The following is a 17141-nucleotide window of genomic DNA, read 5'->3' on the forward strand; positions in this document are numbered from 1 at the left end:
CCCCCAATGTCAGTGACGGTTCCTGTACGCGGAACCGTATACCCCCTGGGGGTATTCCCGCTCCTGAATTCGTTGCCGAGTCAGCCGTCCCGGAGCTTCTTCAGCCGCTCCACGTCCGCCGCGTGTCCCTCCTTGCCGCCGGGGGTCTCGATGATCAGGGGGACGCCCTCGGTGGCGGGGTGGGTCATCAGGGCGCGGAACGGGTCCTCGCCGATATGGCCGGAGCCGATGTTCTCGTGGCGGTCCTTGTGGGCGCCGACGACGTCCTTGGAGTCGTTGGCGTGGATCAGCTTCAGACGGCCCTCGCCGACCGTGTCCACCAGCAGGTCGAGCGTCTGGTGCATGCCGGAGGGGCCGGTCAGGTCGTGGCCGGCGGCGAAGATGTGGCAGGTGTCCAGGCAGACGCCCAGTTTCGGATGGGCGTCCAGGGCCTCGAAGTACGGGCCGAAGTCCCAGGTGCGGGAACAGAGCGAGGCGCCCTGGCCGGCGGTCGACTCCAGGAGCAGGTACGGGTCGTCGTCGTGGGTGAGTTCGTCGAGGAGCGGCAGCAGGTGCTCGCGGACCTGCTTCAGGGCCACGGAACGGTCCCGGCCGCCGGTCGCGCTGCCCGTGTGCACGACGACACCGAGCGCGCCGATCTCGCGCCCGCGCCTCAGGGAGTGCCGGAGCGAGTCGACCGACTTCTCCACCGTGGCCTCGGTGTGCGAGCCGAAGTTGATCAGATAGGGGGCGTGGACGTACGCCGGGATCGACCGTTCGGCGCAGGTCTCGCGGAACGCCTCGTCCTGGCGGGGGCTCCCGACGGGGGTGGCCCAGCCGCGTGGGTTGGCGACGAAGACCTGCACGGTCTCGGCGTCGAGGTCCTGGGCGTACGACAGGCCCACCGAGTGGAGACCGCCGGCCACCGGGACGTGGCCGCCGACGGGGTTGCGCTGAGTTGTCACCGGTCAAGGGTGCCATTGCCTGCGGGGCCTGAACGGGGTGGGGTTCCCTGGGCAGGTGTGGCGAGGGTGCCTGCGCCCGTCAGCGAATGGTGATCGTGATGGTCGAGCCCTTGGGCGCCGTGTCCCCGCCGTCCACCGACTGCTTCTTCACGGTGTCGCCGAACAGGCCCAGCAGGCCGCGGTCCTCGTCGACCTGGAAGCCCGCGTCCTCCAGCTCGGCCTTGGCGTCGTCCACGCTGTCGCCCGTGACGTCCGGGACCTCGACCATCACCGGGCCCTTGGAGACCGTCAGCGTGACGGTGTCGCCCTCGGCCGCCTGGCTGTCGGCGGTCGGGGTCTGCTTGGCGACCTGGCCCGCGTCGTACTCGGAGTTGACCCGGGTGGTGGCGACCTCGACCTTCAGGCCGGCCTCCGCCAGATCGGCCTTGGCGTCGGCCAGGTCCTCGCCGGTGACGTCCGGGACGTCGACCGGGGCGCCCTTGCTGACGGTGAGCGCCACGGCCGAGCCGGCGCGCAGTGTGGTGCCGACCTCGGGGTCGGTGCCGATCACGAACCCCTTCGGGACGTCGTCACTGAACTCCCGGGTGGCCATGCCCGGCTCCAGTCCCTCCGCCTTCAGCCGGGCTCTCGCCTTGCCCAGTGCCCACCCGTCCACGTCGGGCACCTTCACCGTCTGCGGGCCCTTGGAGAGGGTGAGCGACACGGAGTCGTGGCTCCGGATCCGGCTGCCGGCCCCCGGGTCCGTGCTGATGACGGTGCCGCGCTTCACGGTGTCGCTGTAGGCGTACGTGACCTTGCCGGTCTCCAGATTGGCCTCGTCCAGCCGGTCCCTGGCCTGTGCCTCGGTCTTCGTCAGGAGGGCCGGGACGTGGGTGAACTGGCCGGAGTTGATGTACCAGACCCCTGCCCCGAGCCCGAGGGCCAGCAGGACCGCGGCGACGATCAGGAGCGGGCCGCGCCGACGGCCGCCCGAGGAGCGCTCACGCCGGGACGGCGGGAGCGGGGGGCTCTGCAGGACGCTGGTGCGGTGGTACCCCGGCTGGGGCTCGTCCTCGTTGACCGGCAGCAGGCGCGGCACGGTCAGCGAGCGCGGGATCACGCTCGTACGGTTCTCGGCGCCCCCGTACTCCGTGGCGAGCGCCTGCGGGGGCACCGCGTCCAGCTGGTCGGCGCTCAGCCGTCCGCGGGCCTCGCGGGTCTGCGCGAGCAGGGCCACGGCGTCGTACGGACGCAGGTCCGGGGTGCGGGCGGTCGCCGACGCGACCAGCTCGTCCAGTTCGTACGGCAGTCCCGGGACCACGGCTGAGGGCGGCGGGACGTCCTCGTGGAGGTGCTTGTACAGGACTATCGCGGGGGATTCGCCTTCGTGCGGCTGGCTGCCGGTCAGCATCTCGTACAGGACGACTCCGCACGCGTACACGTCGACGCGGGCGTCCGCGGCCCCGGGTTGGTCGATCTGCTCGGGCGAGAGATAGGACACGGTGCCGAGGACGGCTCCGGTGGTGCTGGTCACGGTGTTCACGGACCGCACGAGACCGAAGTCGGCGACCTTGACCCGGCCGTCGTCCCCGATCAGGACGTTCTCCGGCTTCATGTCCCGGTGCACGAAACCGGCGCGGTGCGCGGCACCGAGCGCGGCGAGCACCGGTTCCAGGATGTCCAGGGCGGCGCGCGGCTGCAGCGCCCCGCGCTCGCGCAGCACGTCACGCAGGGTGCAGCCGGCCACGTACTCCATCGCGAGGTAGACGTACGACCCGTCGGTGCCCTGGTCGAAGACCTGCACGACGTTGGGGTGGGAGAGCCGGGCGACGGACTTGGCCTCCCGGATGAACCGCTCGACGAAAATCCCGTCCGCCGCGAGCGCGGGGTGCATCACCTTGAGCGCGAGCACGCGGTCCAGACGGGTGTCCAGGGCCCGGTAGACCGTGGCCATCCCGCCGACCGCGATGCGCGCGTCCACGCGATAGCGGCCGTCGAGCACCTGCCCGACCAGCGGGTCCTGAAGGGTCGTATCCACGCAGGCGAGTCTACGAGCCGCCGCCGACAGTCCATCCGGTTCGGCGGATTTGGCGGCCGTACTGCAGCTGACCTGTGACGGAGGTCGCACCTGCCCGTGTCCCAGGCCGAACGTGTGTTTCAGAAGGCGGGGCGTTCCGGGTCCAGTACGGCCCTGCCCGCCACCGGGGAGGACGCCTCGGCGAAATGCCGCCGCGGGATGCGTCCCGCCCGGTACGCCAGCCGTCCGGCCTCCACCGCGTGCCGCATCGCGTGCGCCATCAGCTCCGGCTCCTGCGCCCGTGTCACCGCCGAGGCGAGCATCACACCCGCGCAGCCGAGTTCCATCGCCAGGGCCGCGTCCGAGGCCGTGCCCGCTCCCGCGTCCAGGATCACCGGCACGCGCGCGTGCTCGACGATCAGCTGGAAGTTGTGCGGGTTGCGGATGCCGAGCCCGGAGCCGATCGGGGAGCCGAGCGGCATGATCGCCGCGCAGCCCACGTCCTCCAGCTTGCGGGCCAGCACGGGGTCGTCGTTCGTGTACGGCAGCACCGTGAAGCCGTCGTCCACCAGGGTCTCCGCCGCGTCCAGGAGCTCTATGGGGTCCGGCAGGAGGGTGCGCTCGTCGGCGATGACCTCCAGCTTGACCAGGTCGGTGCCGAGCGCCTCGCGCGCGAGGCGGGCCGTCAGGACGGCCTCCCCGGCGGTGAAGCAGCCGGCCGTGTTCGGGAGCACCCGGATGCCGAGCTTGTCCAGTACGGACAGCACCGAGCCGTGCACCGAGGGGTTCACCCGGCGCATCGCGACGGTCGTCAGCTCGGTGCCGGAGGCGAGCAGCGCCCGCTCCAGCACGTCCAGGCTGGGCGCTCCGCCCGTGCCCATGATCAGCCGGGACGAGAAGGACGTACCGCCGATGACGAAGGGATCGTCGGCCATGGGTCAGCCTCCTTGGACGGCGGTGAGGACTTCCACGCGGTCTCCCTCGGCGAGGGACGTCGAGGGCCACTGAGCGCGCGGGACGACGGTCTCGTTGAGCGCGGCGGCCACCCCGGAGGGCGCCGGCGTCAGCGCCCGCACCACGGTGTCGAGAGCCGTGCCGGGAGCGAACTCCCGCGGCTCCCCGTTGACGGAGATGTTCATGCCGGCTGCTCCAGGAGTCCCGTGGCGGCGAATCGCCTCGGGGTGAACGGGCGCGCCACATCGGGGAGTTCACCCGTCGTCAGGACGTGCGCCATGGCGTCCCCGGTGATCGGCGTGAGCAGCACGCCATTGCGGTAGTGGCCGGTCGCGAGCACCAGCCCGGGCAGTTCCGTCGGGCCGAGCAGCGGGGCGTTGTCCGGGGAGCCCGGGCGCAGTCCCGCGCGGGTCTCCGTCAGCGGCAGCTCGGTGATGCCGGGGACCAGTTCGTGCGCGTCCCGCAACAACTCGTACACCCCGCCCGCGGTCACCGTCGTGTCCCAGCCCAGCTCCTCGCTGGTCGCGCCGATCACCAGCTCGCCGCTCTCGCGCGGCACCAGGTAGACGTGACTGCCGCGCACGATCGCCCGCACGGTACGGCTCAGGAAGGGCGCGTGGCGCGGCGGCACGGTCAGCCGCAGCACCTGCCCCTTGACGGGCCGTACGGGAGGCAGGAGGGCCTGCGGGACCCCTTCCAGGCGGCCGCCGAAGCTTCCGGCGGCGAGCACCACCTGGTCCGCGCCCAGTTCCTGGCCGTCCGTGGTGGCGACCCCGGCGGCCCGGTCCCCTGCGACCCGCAGACGCTGCGCCCACATGCGGTGGAACACCACGCCCGCCCGTTCGCACGCGGTCAGCAACGCGCGCGTGAGGCGGCGCGGGTCGATCTGGTGGTCACCGTCCACCCGCAGCCCGCCCCGCACCCCCGGCGCGAGCATCGGCTCCAGGCGCCGGCACTCCCGGCCGGACAGCCACTCCGACTCCAGCCCCGACTGCCGCTGGAGCGCGTGCAGTTCGCGAAGGTGCGCGCGGTCGTCGGCGTCCAGGGCGACGGCGAGGGTGCCGCAGCGGCGGTAGCCGAGGTCGTGTCCGGTCAGCTCGGTGAGTTCGGCCACGAAGGCGGGATAGCGGTGGGCGGAGGCGAGGTTCAGGCCCAGCAGGGTCTGCTCGCCGTAGTGCAGTTCGGTGACCGCGGCCAGCATCCCGGCGGCCACCTGGGCGGCCCCGCCGCCCGGTTCGGGGTCCACGACGGCCGTGGTGAGACCGCGTTGCGCGGCCCGCCAGGCCGTGACCAGGCCGATGATGCCGCCCCCGACGACGAGGACGTCTGACGTACGTGAGGACATGGGCGTCCAGCCCCTCCCTTCGCCGGCATGACCCGGATCAGGTTCGTACGGTCGGAGGCCGCCCAGCCTCCCTCTCAGCCCGGTACGTCCGGGCTCCCGCGAGTGCTCTACGTTGGCCACCCTAGCCCGTGTTCGTGTGCCTCTGTAAGGGAGCCCGCCGCCATGCCCCGCTCGCTCGACGGCCTTGTCCTCGCCCCGGTGGCCGATCAGGCCCCAGGTCAGGTCGGGACGCGGACCCGGTTCACCTACCACGAGCAGGACGGGGAGATCTGGGCCGAGTACGCGGGCGGTGACGTCGTCCGCGGACATCTCGTCGGCACGCGCGCGGGGGACCGGCTCGACTTCCGTTACGTGCAGCTCAAGCACGACGGAACGACCTCCTCCGGGCACTGCGTGTCGACGGTCGTGGAACTTCCCGACGGCCGGGTGCGGCTGGAGGAGACCTGGGAGTGGGAGTCGCAGCCGGGCCGCGGGACAAGCGTTGTGGAGCAGGTCACCGCGCACGACTCCTGACTGACTGATTGTCAGCTGGCTATGGTGATCAAATGAGCGAGCAGACGCAGGCGCAGCGGCGGGTGGTCGTGGTCGGCGCGGGCATGGCCGGGGTGCAGACCGCGGTCGCCCTGCGCGAGCAGGGCTTCAGCGGTACCGTCACGCTGATCGGCGCGGAGCACCATCAGCCGTACGACCGTCCGCCGCTCTCCAAGGCCGTGCTGCTGGGCAAGGCCGAGGGTTCCGCCTTCGACGTGGACTTCGAGGCGCTCGGCATCGAACTGCTGCTCGGCCGCGAGGTGTTGGGCGTACGCCCCGAGGCGCACGAGCTGGACACCGAGGACGGGCCCTTCCCGTACGACGTCCTGGTCCTCGCCACCGGCGCCGAACCGATCCGGCTGCCCGGCACGGAGGGCGTGCCCGGGGTGCATCTGCTGCGCACCCTGGACGACGCCGAGCGGCTGCGTCCCGTGCTCGCCCGGCAGCACGACGTCGTGGTCGTCGGCGCGGGCTGGATCGGCGCCGAGTTCGCCACCGCCGCGCGCGAGGCGGGCTGCGCGGTGACGGTCGTGGAAGCCGCCGAACGGCCGCTCGCGGGCGCACTGCCCGCCGAGGTGGCCGCGCCGATGACCTCCTGGTACGCCGACGCGGGTGCCGTGCTGCGCACGCACGCGCGCGTGGAGCGCGTCGAGCCCGGCGAGGTCGTCCTGGACGACGGCTCCCGGGTGGCCGCGGGCGCGGTCGTGGTCGGCATCGGCGCCCGGCCCGCCACGGCCTGGCTCGCCGGTTCGGGGATCGAACTCGGCGCCCACCGCGAGGTCGTCGCCGACGAGCGCCTGCGCACCTCCGTGCCGGACGTGTACGCGGTCGGCGACTGCGCCTCCTTCCCCTCGGGCAGGTACGGCGAGCGCCTGCTGGTCCACCACTGGGACAACGCCCTCCAGGGGCCGCGCACGGTGGCCGCCGACATCCTGGGCGAGACCCCCACGGTCTACGACCCGGTCCCGTACTTCTGGTCCGAGCAGTTCGGCCGCTTCGTCCAGTACGCCGGCCACCACGCCTCCGCCGACACGACCCTGTGGCGCGGCGAGCCCTCCGGCCCGGCCTGGACGGTGTGCTGGCTGCGCGAGAACCGCCTGGTCGCCCTACTGGCGGTGGGCCGGCCCCGCGACCTCGCGCAGGGCCGCCGCCTGATCGAGGCGGGCACGGAGATGGACCCGGCGCTGCTGGTGGACCCCGCGAGGCCCCTGAAGGCAGCGACGGCGTAGCCGAGGGCCGGGCGCCCTCCCCGGCCGACAGCCGCGACCCTTCACGGTGGGGTTTCGGGTGCTTGGCTGCGGGGCTGGGTGGTGGGGGTCTCGGGTGCTTGGCTGCGGGTCTGAGCGGTGGGGTCTCGGGTGCTTGGCTGCGGGTCTGTGCGGCGGTATGTCGGGTGGCTCGTTGCGGTCTGTGCGGTGGCATCTTGGGTGGGTGGCCGCGGGTCTGTGCGCGGTATGTCGGGTGGTTCGCTGTGGTCTGTGCGGTGGCATCTTGGGTGGGTGGCCGCAGGTCTGCGCGTGGCATCTCGGGCGGGTCGCTGCGATCTGTGCGGCGGAGTCGGGTGGGGCCGGGGCGTCGAGACCCGCCTGGTTCTGACGGAGTCATCCCCCGGCATTCGCGCCCCCTGTTCCCCCGCCGGAGGCGCCCCGGCTTCCGACTGTCAGTGCGGGGCGCCCCCTGTTCCCCCGCCGGAGGCGCCCCGGCTTCCGACTGTCAGTGCGGGATGGCACGCTTAATCCCGTGACCGAGATTGACGCAAAGATCGATGCTCTCGTCCCCGCCTGGCTCACGCTGCCCGACATCGCAGAGATGCTCGATGTCGAGGTGACGCGTGTGCGGCAGCTGGTCAAGGACGGCCAGCTCATCGCCGTACGCCGTGGTGAGAACCGCGCGCTGCACGTCCCCGCCGCCTTCATCGACGGGGCCGAGCAGAAGGTCGTCAAGGGCCTGGCCGGGACCCTGACGCTCCTGAGGGACGACGGCTTCTCCGACGAAGAGATGCTGGAGTGGCTCTTCACCCCCGACGAGAGCCTGCCCGGCACCCCCGCTCAGGCCCTGAGCGAGAATCGCGGCACGGAGGTGAAGCGCCGGGCCCAGGCGCTCGCCGTCTGATCCGAACCACACCGGTGTACGGGCCGTGACCGCCAGGGCCACGGCCACGATCCGGCACGGCCCGTACGCCACCGAACCCGGGGGAGACACACGCATGCCCGACACCGCCCGCACCCAGCTCGCCGACGCCCGTGTCTACCTGTGCACGGACGCCCGCGGGCGCCAGGGAGACCTCGCCGCGTTCCTGGACGCGGTCCTGGCCGGCGGCGTCGACATCGTGCAGCTGCGGGACAAGGGCATGGAGGCGGCCGAGGAACTGGAGCACCTCCAGGTCTTCGCCGACGCCTGCGCGCGGCACGGCAAGCTGCTCGCGGTCAACGACCGGGCCGACGTCGCCCACGCGATCGGTGCCGACGTGCTGCACCTGGGCCAGGGCGACCTGCCCGTCCCCGCCGCCCGCGCGATCCTCGGCGAGGACGTCCTCATAGGCCGCTCCACGCACGCCGAGGCGGAGGCCGCCGCGGCCGCCGTGCAGGACGGCGTGGACTACTTCTGCACCGGCCCCTGCTGGCCGACCCCCACCAAGCCCGGCCGGCACGCTCCCGGTCTCGACCTGGTCCGGTACACCGCCGCCCTCCGCACCGACCGCCCCTGGTTCGCCATCGGCGGCATCGACCTCGGCAACCTCGACGAGGTCCTGGAGGCCGGCGCCCGCCGGGTCGTGGTCGTCCGGGCGATCACCGAGGCGGACGATCCGGGCGCGGCCGCCGCGGAGTTCGCGAAGCGCTTGCGTGACACACGGTGAGGGGCAGATGCCGACCGGTCGCATGATCGGCCCGGTGTCCGAAGGGTGGACAACAAGTCGACAAAACGGGCAAATTTCCGTGATCTGGTTGGGTGACCGCTGCCCCCTGGCTAACCTGCCGGTATGGCCCTAGGAACCGCATCCACCAGGACTGACCGCGCACGCACCGTGCGTGACATGCTCGCCGCGGGCAAGACGACGTACTCCTTCGAGTTCTCGGCGCCGAAGACCCCCAAGGGTGAGCGGAACCTGTGGAGCGCGCTCAGGAGGGTCGAGGCGGTCGCCCCGGACTTCGTGTCCGTCACCTACGGCGCCGGCGGCTCCACCCGCGCGGGCACCGTCAGGGAGACCCAGCAGATCGTCGCGGACACGACCCTGACCCCGGTCGCCCATCTCACCGCGGTGGACCACTCCGTCGCGGAGCTGCGCAACATCATCGGGCAGTACGCCGACGCCGGGATCCGCAACATCCTGGCCGTACGCGGCGACCCGCCCGGCGACCCCATGGCCGACTGGGTGGCGCACCCGCAGGGCCTGACCTACGCCGCCGAACTCGTCCAGCTCATCAAGGAGTCGGGCGACTTCTGCGTCGGCGTCGCGGCCTTCCCGGAGATGCACCCGCGCTCCGCCGACTGGGACTCTGACGTCACGCGCTTCGTCGACAAGTGCCGAGCCGGCGCGGACTACGCCATCACCCAGATGTTCTTCCAGCCGGAGTCCTATCTGCGGCTGCGTGACCGAGTCCACGCGGCGGGTTGTGCGACCCCCGTCATTCCCGAGGTCATGCCCGTGACCAGCGTGCGGATGCTGGAGCGGCTGCCGCAGCTCAGCAACGCGAGCATCCCCTCTGTCCTGAAAGAGCGGATCCTCACAGCAAAGGACGATCCGGCCGCTGTACGCTCAATCGGAATCGAGTTCGCCACGGAGTTCTGCGCACGGCTGCTGTCCGAGGGAGTGCCCGGACTGCACTTCATCACGCTCAACAACTCCACGGCGACGCTGGAAATCTACGAAAACCTGGGTCTGCACCATCGACCGCAGGCCTAGACCGGCCGCACGGATATACGACACACTGCGTAGCGGTCACTGGGAGAGGGGCGTACATGGGCTGGACGGTCCTCTACATCGCGTTCGGATTCGTCGCGCTGTGGCTGCTCGGCGAGGTGCTGCTGCAGTACAAGGCGCGTCTGCGCTGGCGGTTGCTCGCTTTCGTCGGCTTCCTCGGCGTGGTCCTCGGCGTGCTGATCCCGTCGGTGATCGTCATCGGCCTGGGCGCGATCGCCTTCGCGGTCGGTCAGACCTACGTCACCCTGTCGTTCCGTCGCGGCTTCGAGCAGGGCTGGGCGGTCAATCCGCCGGCCGCGCTGGGCGGTCTGACCGGCGGCAAGAAGAGCCGCCGGGAGCGCGGCCGCGAGGAGCCCGGCCTTGAGGTCTCCGACCTGGAATCGGGCGAGGCGGCCTACGGCGACGAGCCCGGATACGACCAGGGCCGCCCGGCCGGCGCCGGTTACGGCCACGACGACGAGTACGACCGCGACGACGTCTTCACGCCCGCGCGCTCCGCCGCCCCCACGGCCGCCGAGACCACCGCGGTCTACGAGCCGCAGCCCCTGCCCGACGACACCGGCTCCTACGGCGTGTACAACGACGCCTCCTACGCCGGTGACCAGTCCTACGCGGCCGCGGGCCAGACCCAGGACCAGTACGCGACGGCGGCCGCCGACCAGACCTACGGCTACGACGGCTACACCGGTTACGACCAGCAGCAGTACGGCTACGACCAGGCCGGGCAGCAGCAGTACGCCGCCTATTCCGACCCGTACATCGGCACCCAGACCTATGGCGCGGGGTCGTACGACACCTACGGCGGCCAGCAGCAGTTCGTCCAGCAGGGTTACGACCAGTACGGCGGGACGTACGGCGGCGAGACCCCGGCCGGCGGAGTGTGGGTGCCGCAGCAGCGCACCGACGAGTCCTACGGTGGCGAACTCCCGTCCGAGCAGGGCTACTACCCCGACAACGGCGGCCAGGGGCAGCAGAACCAGGGCCAGGGGTACGACGAGCAGTACCGTTTCTGACGCCGGGCGGCTCCCCTCACTGAGAACCGCGGAACTCCGGTCCCTCCACGATCAGTCCGGCCACCAGCGCGCCCGACATGCCCGCGTGGGCGAGGCCGCCGCCGGGGTGCGACCAGCCTCCGGCCGTGAACAGACCAGGTAGCGCGGTGTTGTTGGACGGGTGCAGGGTGCCTTCGCCGCCGGCCAGCGAGGGCGGGGGGACGGCGCCGCCCGTGGCCCCCGTCTCCCGCTCGGTGTGCACCGGCGTCCGCACCTCGCGCCAGAGAATCCGCTCGCGCAAGCCCGGAACCGCCCGTTCGGCGGCGGCGACCATCCGGTCCGTGAAGCTCTCCACGACGGTCGGCCTGGTCCAGTCGTGCCTGAGTCCACAGGGCACGGTCGCCGTCAGCACCACGGACTCGTGGCCCGCGTCGGGGCGCAGGGCGGGGTCGTCCGGCCGGTCGACCCGGACCGTGGGGTCGGGCACCTCCCCGTCCACGAACAGGGCCAGCTCGTTCTCCGGTTCGGGGCCGTACACCACCGTGCGGTGCACGGCGTCCGGCTCCCGCGGGCCGCGCAGGGCGAGGCACACGACGACCCGGCCGTAGTGCAGGTCCTCGGCGTCGGGAGGAACGTCCTTCGCGCCGTAGAGCTCACGGCCCGGTACGAGCCCGCGCAGTCGCCAGGGTCCGGTGCCGACGACGGTGTCCGCCTCCACGACGGTCCCGTCGGACAGCTCCAGGCCCGCCGTGCGGCCGTCCTTCTCCAGGACGCCCGTCACCTCCGCGCCGAAGTGGAACTCGACCTTGCGCCGGACGCACCGCTCGTACACCGCCCGCGCCAACTCCCGTATGCCGCCCCGGGCATACCAGGTGCCGAAGGCATGCTCCATGTACGGCAGGACGGCCGCGCTCGCCGGCGCGGTACCGGGGTCGACGCCGTACGCGAGCGCGTGGCCGTACAGCAGGGCCGCGAGGCGGGGGTCCCGCAGCTCCCAGCCGCCGATCTCCTGCAGCGTGCAGGCCCGCCGGGTGCGCAGCAGCCGCTTGTGCGGCACCGCCGGGTAGGGCTCGCGCATCAGCACCTGCCAGTTGGGCCAAAGGGGCTCCTCCAGGAGCGGCCTGCGCGTGCGGTCCCAGGCATCGCGGGCCCGGATGAGGAAGTCGCCCCAGCGGGCGCCCGCGCCCGCGCCGAGCGCTTCGTCCAGTGCGGCGACCACTCCCGCGCGTGATGCGTTCGGCAGGGACACCTCGGTGCCGTCCGTGAACACGTGCCGTGACGACGGGTCGACCTGGACCAGTTCGACCAGGGACTCCAGCGGTTCCTTGCCGGTCTTGACGAACAGGTCGCGGTAGACCGCGGGGAGCGTGAGCAGTCCCGGTCCGGTGTCGAAGGCGAACCCGTCCCGCTCGAAGCGGCGCACCGCCCCGCCGTAGGTCTCCGTACGCTCGTACACCGCCACCCGGTGGCCCGCGACGGCCAGCCGGGCAGCGGCCGCCATCGCGCCCATCCCGGCGCCGATCACCGCAATCCGTGCCATGCCTGCGACTTTATCGGCCGCCACTGACACTCCGGCCGCGGGCCGTCACCGGGAGGCTGAGCCGGTGACGTGGCGGCGGGCCTCCGGACGGAAGGGGCTGAGCGGACGGAACAGGCGGGAGCCGGGCCGGACCGCCGGTTCCGCCGGTTCCGCGCGCCGCAGGTCGCGCCGCACGGCAGGTGCCGGCTCAGGCTCCGGCTCCCGCGACAACCTCCGTGCGCGGCACCGCCCCTCCGACCGCCGCGCGGTCAGCCCGGTGGTCGCTCCATGCGTGCCGCCAGCTGTTTCTCCTCGCGCCGCTGGGCCCGGCGGCGCCGGAATCTGCGGATCCGGGAGATCAGGAAGAACAGCATCACCAGTCCGGCCGTCAGCAGGAGGCCCGCGATGATCGCCGCCGCCTCCGGGTGGAACATCGCGAAGGTGACGATGCCGGCGACGCCGAGATCCTCCGCCAGACTCAGGACGATGTTGCTGAAGGGCTCGGGGGAGGCGTTCACCGCCATGCGGGTGCCCGCCTTGACCGTGTGACTGGCCAGCGCCGTCGAACCGCCGATCAGGCCCGCGGCCACGTCGGAGAGCGACCCGCTCTGACCGGCGAGCAGCGCACCGACCCAGGCGCCGGCGACGGGACGGACCACCGTGTGGACCGCGTCCCACGCCGAGTCGACGTACGGGATCTTGTCGGCCACCGCCTCGCACAGGAACAGCAGGCCCGCCGCCACGAGGACCTCGGGGCGCTGCAGGGTCTCGGGGACGTCGTCGCTCAGCCCCGTCGCGCCGAACACGCCGAGCAGCAGCACCACCGCGTACGCGTTGACACCGCTGGCCCAGCCGCTGGTGAACACCAAGGGGAGTACGGACACGGACGCGATCGTAACCATTCGGCGAATGGCCGTCGTGGGGGTGAGCGCGCAGGCCTGAGTACGCGTACCTAGTGGGTGAGTTGAGTACGCGCGCGGATGGGCCCCGACCTGCGTGGACGAGAGAGTGGGGGCACGGCGAAGGGGAACGGCTCCGGCACCGGCGACACGGGGCGCCGGAACGGAGCCGCCCCGGACCCGCTCCTTCCGTCGGCCGAGGTCGGCGGGAGCGAGGCACGGGGGAACCCGGAAAGCGGGGGAACGACCGAACGGGGGCCCAACGGGGGGACGGGGGATCGGGGGGAAACGGGGGATCGGGGGAGCAGGGAAGGCGCCGGTTCGAGGTGGCCCGCGGGGGACGCGGCCACAGCGGACCGGCGCTTTCGCATGTCAGCCCGGTGTCATCCCCTGCGCCCGCTCACCCGCCCCTGCAACAGCCGCGACAGCGCCGCGTGCACGTCGTCCAGGGAGCGCTCGGGCTGGAAGGACTGCCAGTCCAGGGCGGCCACCAGGACCATGCCGACCAGGGCGGAGGCGGTCAGCGGGACGTCGATCTCGTCGCTGAACTCGCCGTTCTCCACCCCCTCGCGCAGCACGTCCTCCACGACCGCCACGGCCTGCTGACGGACCACCATGAGCGTGGACTGCCAGGTCCGGTTGGTGCGCCACAGCTCGGCCACGTACAGCTGGGTGAAGGCCGGATAGCGGTCGATGAAGACGAGGCCCGCGCGGATCATCGCGTCCAGGGCGTCCACCTTGCCGCCCCCCGCGCGTGCCGTCGCTTCCGCCGCCTCCCGCAACGAGGCGGTGAGCAGGCCCACACCGTGCCGCAGCAGCTCCTCGAAGAGGACGGACTTGCTCGCGAAGTTGTAGTAGACCGTGCCCTTCGCGACCCCGGCGCGCTCGGCGATCTCGTCGACCGTGGTGGCGGAGAAGCCCTGCTCGGCTATGAGCGTGACGGCCGCCTCGTAGAGCTTCTGCCGGGTGGCCTCGCGGCGCGTGCTGACGCCCGCCGTGGCGCTGCTGCTTTCCATGCTCCTGATTCTCACAGGTGAGGGCGCCCCTGAGGTCGCGGAAGAACTCACAGGGTCAGCTCCGGGTGCAGCCGGTCCAGCGTCCACACCTGCCGGCGACGGGCCGAGACGGCGGTCAGCGCGAGGGCGCCCGCGGTGAAGGCGAGGAGCACCACGCACGCGTGCCACACGGGGGCGAGACCGCCGCCCGTGATGAGCCTTCTGAGGGCCTCGACGACGTAGCTCATCGGCAGGAAGGGGTGGATCGCGTTGAAGAAGCCCGGGCTGGTCTGGACGGGGTAGGTGCCGCCCGCGGACGTCAGCTGGAGCATCAACAGAGCCAGGACGAGGATCCGGCCCGCCGCGCCGAAGCGTGCGTTGAGCCATTGGACGATCGCCGCGAAGCAGGCGGTCACCAGGAACAGGAAGCCCACGGTCCCGGCCGCCCGCACCATCTGGAGGCCGATCGCCCAGTGCAGCACCGACATCAGGGCCACGACCTGCAGCACCCCGATCGCCACCACGGGCAGCCATCCCGCCAGCGCGATCCGCCAGGCAGCGGCACCGGCGGCGAGGGCACGCCGGTTCATCGGGGTGATGAGCATGTACGCCACCATCGCGCCCACCCACAGGGACAGCGGGATGAAGTACGGGGCGAATCCGGTGCCGTAGTTCGGCGCGTTGTGCAGGTCCTTGGAGACCAGCTGGACCGGGTCGGCCATCACGTCGGTGCGCCGGTCGCGGTCCTTCTTGTCGTAGTCGGGGATCTGCGAGGCGCCGTCGTGCAGCCCGTCGGAGAGCTTCCCGGAGCCGTCGGCGAGCTTGTACATGCCGCCGCTCAGGGTGTCGGCCCCGGTCTTGAGCCTGCCGAGGCCCGTGTCCAGGTCCTGTGCGCCGGTCCTCGCGGTGCCGAGGCCGGAGTGGAGCGTCCTGGCGCCGGCGGCGACCTTGCCGGCGCCCTGGTTCAGCTTGTTGATCTTCGCTACGGCGTCGTCGAGGTCCTCGGAGAGGTGGGGCGCCCGGTCGGCGAGGGCCCGGGCCTGCTGCTGGAGAGTGGCGAGCTGGCCGTCGAGCTTCTTCAGGTCGCCGTTCTGGTCGGCGACGAGCGCGTTGACGTCGTCGGCGACCTTCGCCACGTCGGCGGCGGCCTGCCGGGCCTTCTTCAGGTCGGCGCAGGCGGCGTCCGGCAGGACCGGGTCCGTGCAGCGCGCCTTGTAGACGGCGTCCAGGGTGTCGGCGGCCCGGTGCGCCCCCGCGGCGGCCGCCGGGGCGGTCCGCACCAGGGTGCCGAGGTTGTGGCGGACGGCCCCGGCCGAGTCGGCGACGAGCCGGGCGGTGTCGCCGATGGTCTTCCCGTTGTCCTTGAGGAAGGGGCCCGCCTTGTCCGCGACGCCGTTGACCTTGTCGGCGAGGCTCTGGGTGCCGTCGGCGACCTGCCGTGCGCCGTCCGCGAGGTCACCGGAGCCCGTGTCGAGCTTCGCCAGCCCGTCGGAGAGCCTGCCGCTGCCTGCCTTGGCCTGCTCAAGGCCCGCTGCGAGGTCCTCGGAGCCCTTCTCCGCCTTGCCGATGCCGCCTTCGAGGTCGTCGGCCCCGTTCGCGGCCTTCACGGTGGCGCCGTGGATGTCCGAGAAGGAGATGAAGATCCGGTCCAGGAAGGACCGCGACGCCTTGGTGGACGCGGCCTGGCGCACCTCGGCGAAGACCGTCCGGGAGATCTGCCCGACGATGTAGTTGTTGGAGTCGTTCGTACGGACCTGGAGGGTGCCGGTCTCGGGGGAGTCGCCCGCGCTGGAGGCGATCCGCCGGCTGAAGTCGGACGGCATGGTGAGCGACAGGTAATAGGTGCCCTTCTCGACGCCCTCGCGTGCCTTGGCGGCGTCGACCTCGTGCCACTCGAAGGTGTCGCTCTCGCGCAGCCCCTTGGTGAGGTCGTCGCCCGCGGTCAGCTTCTTCCCGTCGGCGGTGGCGCCCTTGTCGTCGTTCACGAGGGCGACGGGGATGCGGTCCAGGCGGCCGTACGGGTCCCAGAAGGACCACAGGTACAGGGCGCCGTACAGCAGCGGCAGCACCAGCAGGGCCACCAGGGCGGCGCGCGGCAGCTTCCCCCTGCCGAAGCGCCGCAGTTCAAGCGCGGCCAGTCTCGGCGAGCGCATCGGTCTCCTCCTCCTTCCGGGACTCCGGCCGCGTGGACACCGTCACGGCGTCCTCCGGGGCCTCGCTGCACACCGCCACGACCGTGGTCCCGGCCGCGGCGAGGGACCTGAGCTGCGCCCAGGCCTCGACGCGTTCGGCGTCGGACAGCTTCAGGTCCAGGTCGTCGACGGCGAGCAGCCGCGGACGGCCGATCAGCGCCAGGGCGATCGACAGCCGCAGGGCTTCCAGGCGTTCCAGATCCCGTACGGCGGTCCGCGTGCCCTTGGGCAGTGCCTCGGGATCGAGCCCGGCGGCCGACAGCGCGGTGTCGATCCGCAGCCTCGCCTCGGCCGCACGCTCCTCGCGCGGCCGCAGCAGGGCGCGCAACGAGTCGCCGAACCGGCGCTGCAGCAGCGTCCGCTCGCGCAGATGCTCCCCGACGGTCAGGGCCGGTTCGAGGTCGGTGACACCGGCGACGTTCGCCGGCGCGCTGAACCGGCGCACCGCCGCGAGCTGCTTCGGCAGCCGGGCCCCGCCCACGGTCGCCGTCCCCTCGGTGGCCCTCATCCGCCCGGTGAGCGCGAGCAGCAGGCTCGTACGACCGGACCCCGAGGGCCCCTCCACGGCGATCAACGCGCCGGGCTCCGCGGCGAGGTCGATCCCGCGGAACGCCCAGCCGCGGGGTCCCTTCAGACCGAAACCCTCGGCCGTGACAGCGATTCCGTCCACGGCCACCCCCTGATCTTCTTGAATCGCGAACTTTTTGAACTGACTGGTCAGTGCAAAAACTAACCCGAACCTTCGATCGAAGCAAAAGCGCAGGTCAGAACGGATTGTCAGTGGCATACCTCACGATGGGCACATACGGCACTCCGTAGCGCGAGCTGCCGTCAACCAGACGACAGGAGGTT

General features: G+C 72.0%; 16 protein-coding genes and 1 riboswitch. Of the genes, 6 read left to right on the forward strand and 10 right to left on the reverse strand.

All coding sequences use genetic code 11. The features are described from left to right. Positions 1 to 80: 80 nt before the first annotated feature. The 5 genes from D1369_RS30015 to thiO all read right to left on the reverse strand — a co-directional run bounded on the left by D1369_RS30015 (position 81) and on the right by thiO (position 5239). Complete coding sequence (locus D1369_RS30015) at positions 81 to 944, reverse strand: deoxyribonuclease IV (protein ID WP_007381445.1); 864 nt, start codon at positions 942 to 944, stop codon at positions 81 to 83. 79 nt (positions 945 to 1023) lie between these two features. Next, a complete protein-coding gene (gene pknB / locus D1369_RS30020; RefSeq protein ID WP_037899679.1) occupies positions 1024 to 2961 on the reverse strand; it encodes a Stk1 family PASTA domain-containing Ser/Thr kinase in 1938 nt (645 codons plus the stop codon). 119 nt (positions 2962 to 3080) lie between these two features. Continuing rightward, positions 3081 to 3875: a thiazole synthase gene (locus D1369_RS30025; protein WP_007381443.1), complete on the reverse strand. Its 795-nt coding sequence runs from the start codon at positions 3873 to 3875 to the stop codon at positions 3081 to 3083. Positions 3876 to 3878: 3 nt separating this feature from the next. Then, positions 3879 to 4079, reverse strand: coding sequence for a sulfur carrier protein ThiS (gene thiS / locus D1369_RS30030; protein ID WP_007381442.1), 201 nt, complete (start codon positions 4077 to 4079; stop codon positions 3879 to 3881). Beyond that, positions 4076 to 5239 (reverse strand): glycine oxidase ThiO, encoded by a 1164-nt coding sequence (gene thiO / locus D1369_RS30035; RefSeq protein ID WP_007381441.1) that lies wholly within the window; start codon positions 5237 to 5239, stop codon positions 4076 to 4078. The genes thiS and thiO overlap by 4 nt, the downstream gene beginning before the upstream one ends. Further along, positions 5237 to 5349: riboswitch (TPP riboswitch) on the reverse strand. Its footprint overlaps the gene before it by 3 nt. Before the next feature lie 52 nt (positions 5350 to 5401). Between thiO and D1369_RS30040 the strand changes: the two genes are divergently transcribed. The 6 genes from D1369_RS30040 to D1369_RS30065 all read left to right on the forward strand — a co-directional run bounded on the left by D1369_RS30040 (position 5402) and on the right by D1369_RS30065 (position 10705). Beyond that, positions 5402 to 5752, forward strand: a complete 351-nt coding sequence (locus D1369_RS30040) for a hypothetical protein (protein ID WP_007381440.1) — start codon at positions 5402 to 5404, stop codon at positions 5750 to 5752. 32 nt (positions 5753 to 5784) lie between these two features. Next, positions 5785 to 6999 carry an FAD-dependent oxidoreductase gene (locus tag D1369_RS30045; protein ID WP_205574494.1) on the forward strand — a complete coding sequence of 405 codons (1215 nt, stop codon included), beginning with the start codon at positions 5785 to 5787 and terminating at the stop codon, positions 6997 to 6999. Between the two features lie 511 nt (positions 7000 to 7510). Continuing rightward, complete coding sequence (locus D1369_RS30050) at positions 7511 to 7882, forward strand: Rv2175c family DNA-binding protein (RefSeq protein WP_007381439.1); 372 nt, start codon at positions 7511 to 7513, stop codon at positions 7880 to 7882. Positions 7883 to 7976: 94 nt separating this feature from the next. Continuing rightward, positions 7977 to 8627: a thiamine phosphate synthase gene (thiE, locus tag D1369_RS30055; RefSeq protein ID WP_007381438.1), complete on the forward strand. Its 651-nt coding sequence runs from the start codon at positions 7977 to 7979 to the stop codon at positions 8625 to 8627. Positions 8628 to 8750: 123 nt separating this feature from the next. Beyond that, the gene (gene metF / locus D1369_RS30060) at positions 8751 to 9674 is read left to right on the forward strand and encodes a methylenetetrahydrofolate reductase [NAD(P)H] (RefSeq protein ID WP_007381437.1); all 924 of its coding nucleotides are present in this window, start codon (positions 8751 to 8753) and stop codon (positions 9672 to 9674) included. 56 nt (positions 9675 to 9730) lie between these two features. Then, positions 9731 to 10705: a hypothetical protein gene (locus D1369_RS30065; RefSeq protein WP_007381436.1), complete on the forward strand. Its 975-nt coding sequence runs from the start codon at positions 9731 to 9733 to the stop codon at positions 10703 to 10705. 16 nt (positions 10706 to 10721) lie between these two features. On the opposite strand, the gene D1369_RS30070 is transcribed toward D1369_RS30065, so the two are convergent. The 5 genes from D1369_RS30070 to D1369_RS30090 all read right to left on the reverse strand — a co-directional run bounded on the left by D1369_RS30070 (position 10722) and on the right by D1369_RS30090 (position 16965). Then, complete coding sequence (locus D1369_RS30070; protein WP_007381435.1) at positions 10722 to 12224, reverse strand: NAD(P)/FAD-dependent oxidoreductase; 1503 nt, start codon at positions 12222 to 12224, stop codon at positions 10722 to 10724. Between the two features lie 248 nt (positions 12225 to 12472). Then, a complete protein-coding gene (locus tag D1369_RS30075; protein WP_118083156.1) occupies positions 12473 to 13087 on the reverse strand; it encodes a DUF4126 domain-containing protein in 615 nt (204 codons plus the stop codon). Between the two features lie 398 nt (positions 13088 to 13485). Then, on the reverse strand, positions 13486 to 14118 hold the full coding sequence (locus tag D1369_RS30080) for a TetR/AcrR family transcriptional regulator (protein WP_037899676.1): 633 nt from the start codon (positions 14116 to 14118) through the stop codon (positions 13486 to 13488). Positions 14119 to 14165: 47 nt separating this feature from the next. Then, on the reverse strand, positions 14166 to 16250 hold the full coding sequence (locus D1369_RS30085) for a YhgE/Pip domain-containing protein (RefSeq protein ID WP_007381433.1): 2085 nt from the start codon (positions 16248 to 16250) through the stop codon (positions 14166 to 14168). Continuing rightward, a complete protein-coding gene (locus tag D1369_RS30090) occupies positions 16222 to 16965 on the reverse strand; it encodes an ATP-binding cassette domain-containing protein (protein WP_118082706.1) in 744 nt (247 codons plus the stop codon). Before D1369_RS30090 ends, D1369_RS30085 begins: the two co-directional genes overlap by 29 nt. Between the last annotated feature and the right edge of the window lie 176 nt (positions 16966 to 17141).

It is taken from the genome of Streptomyces sp. CC0208 (assembly GCF_003443735.1).
Lineage (GTDB): Bacteria > Actinomycetota > Actinomycetes > Streptomycetales > Streptomycetaceae > Streptomyces > Streptomyces sviceus.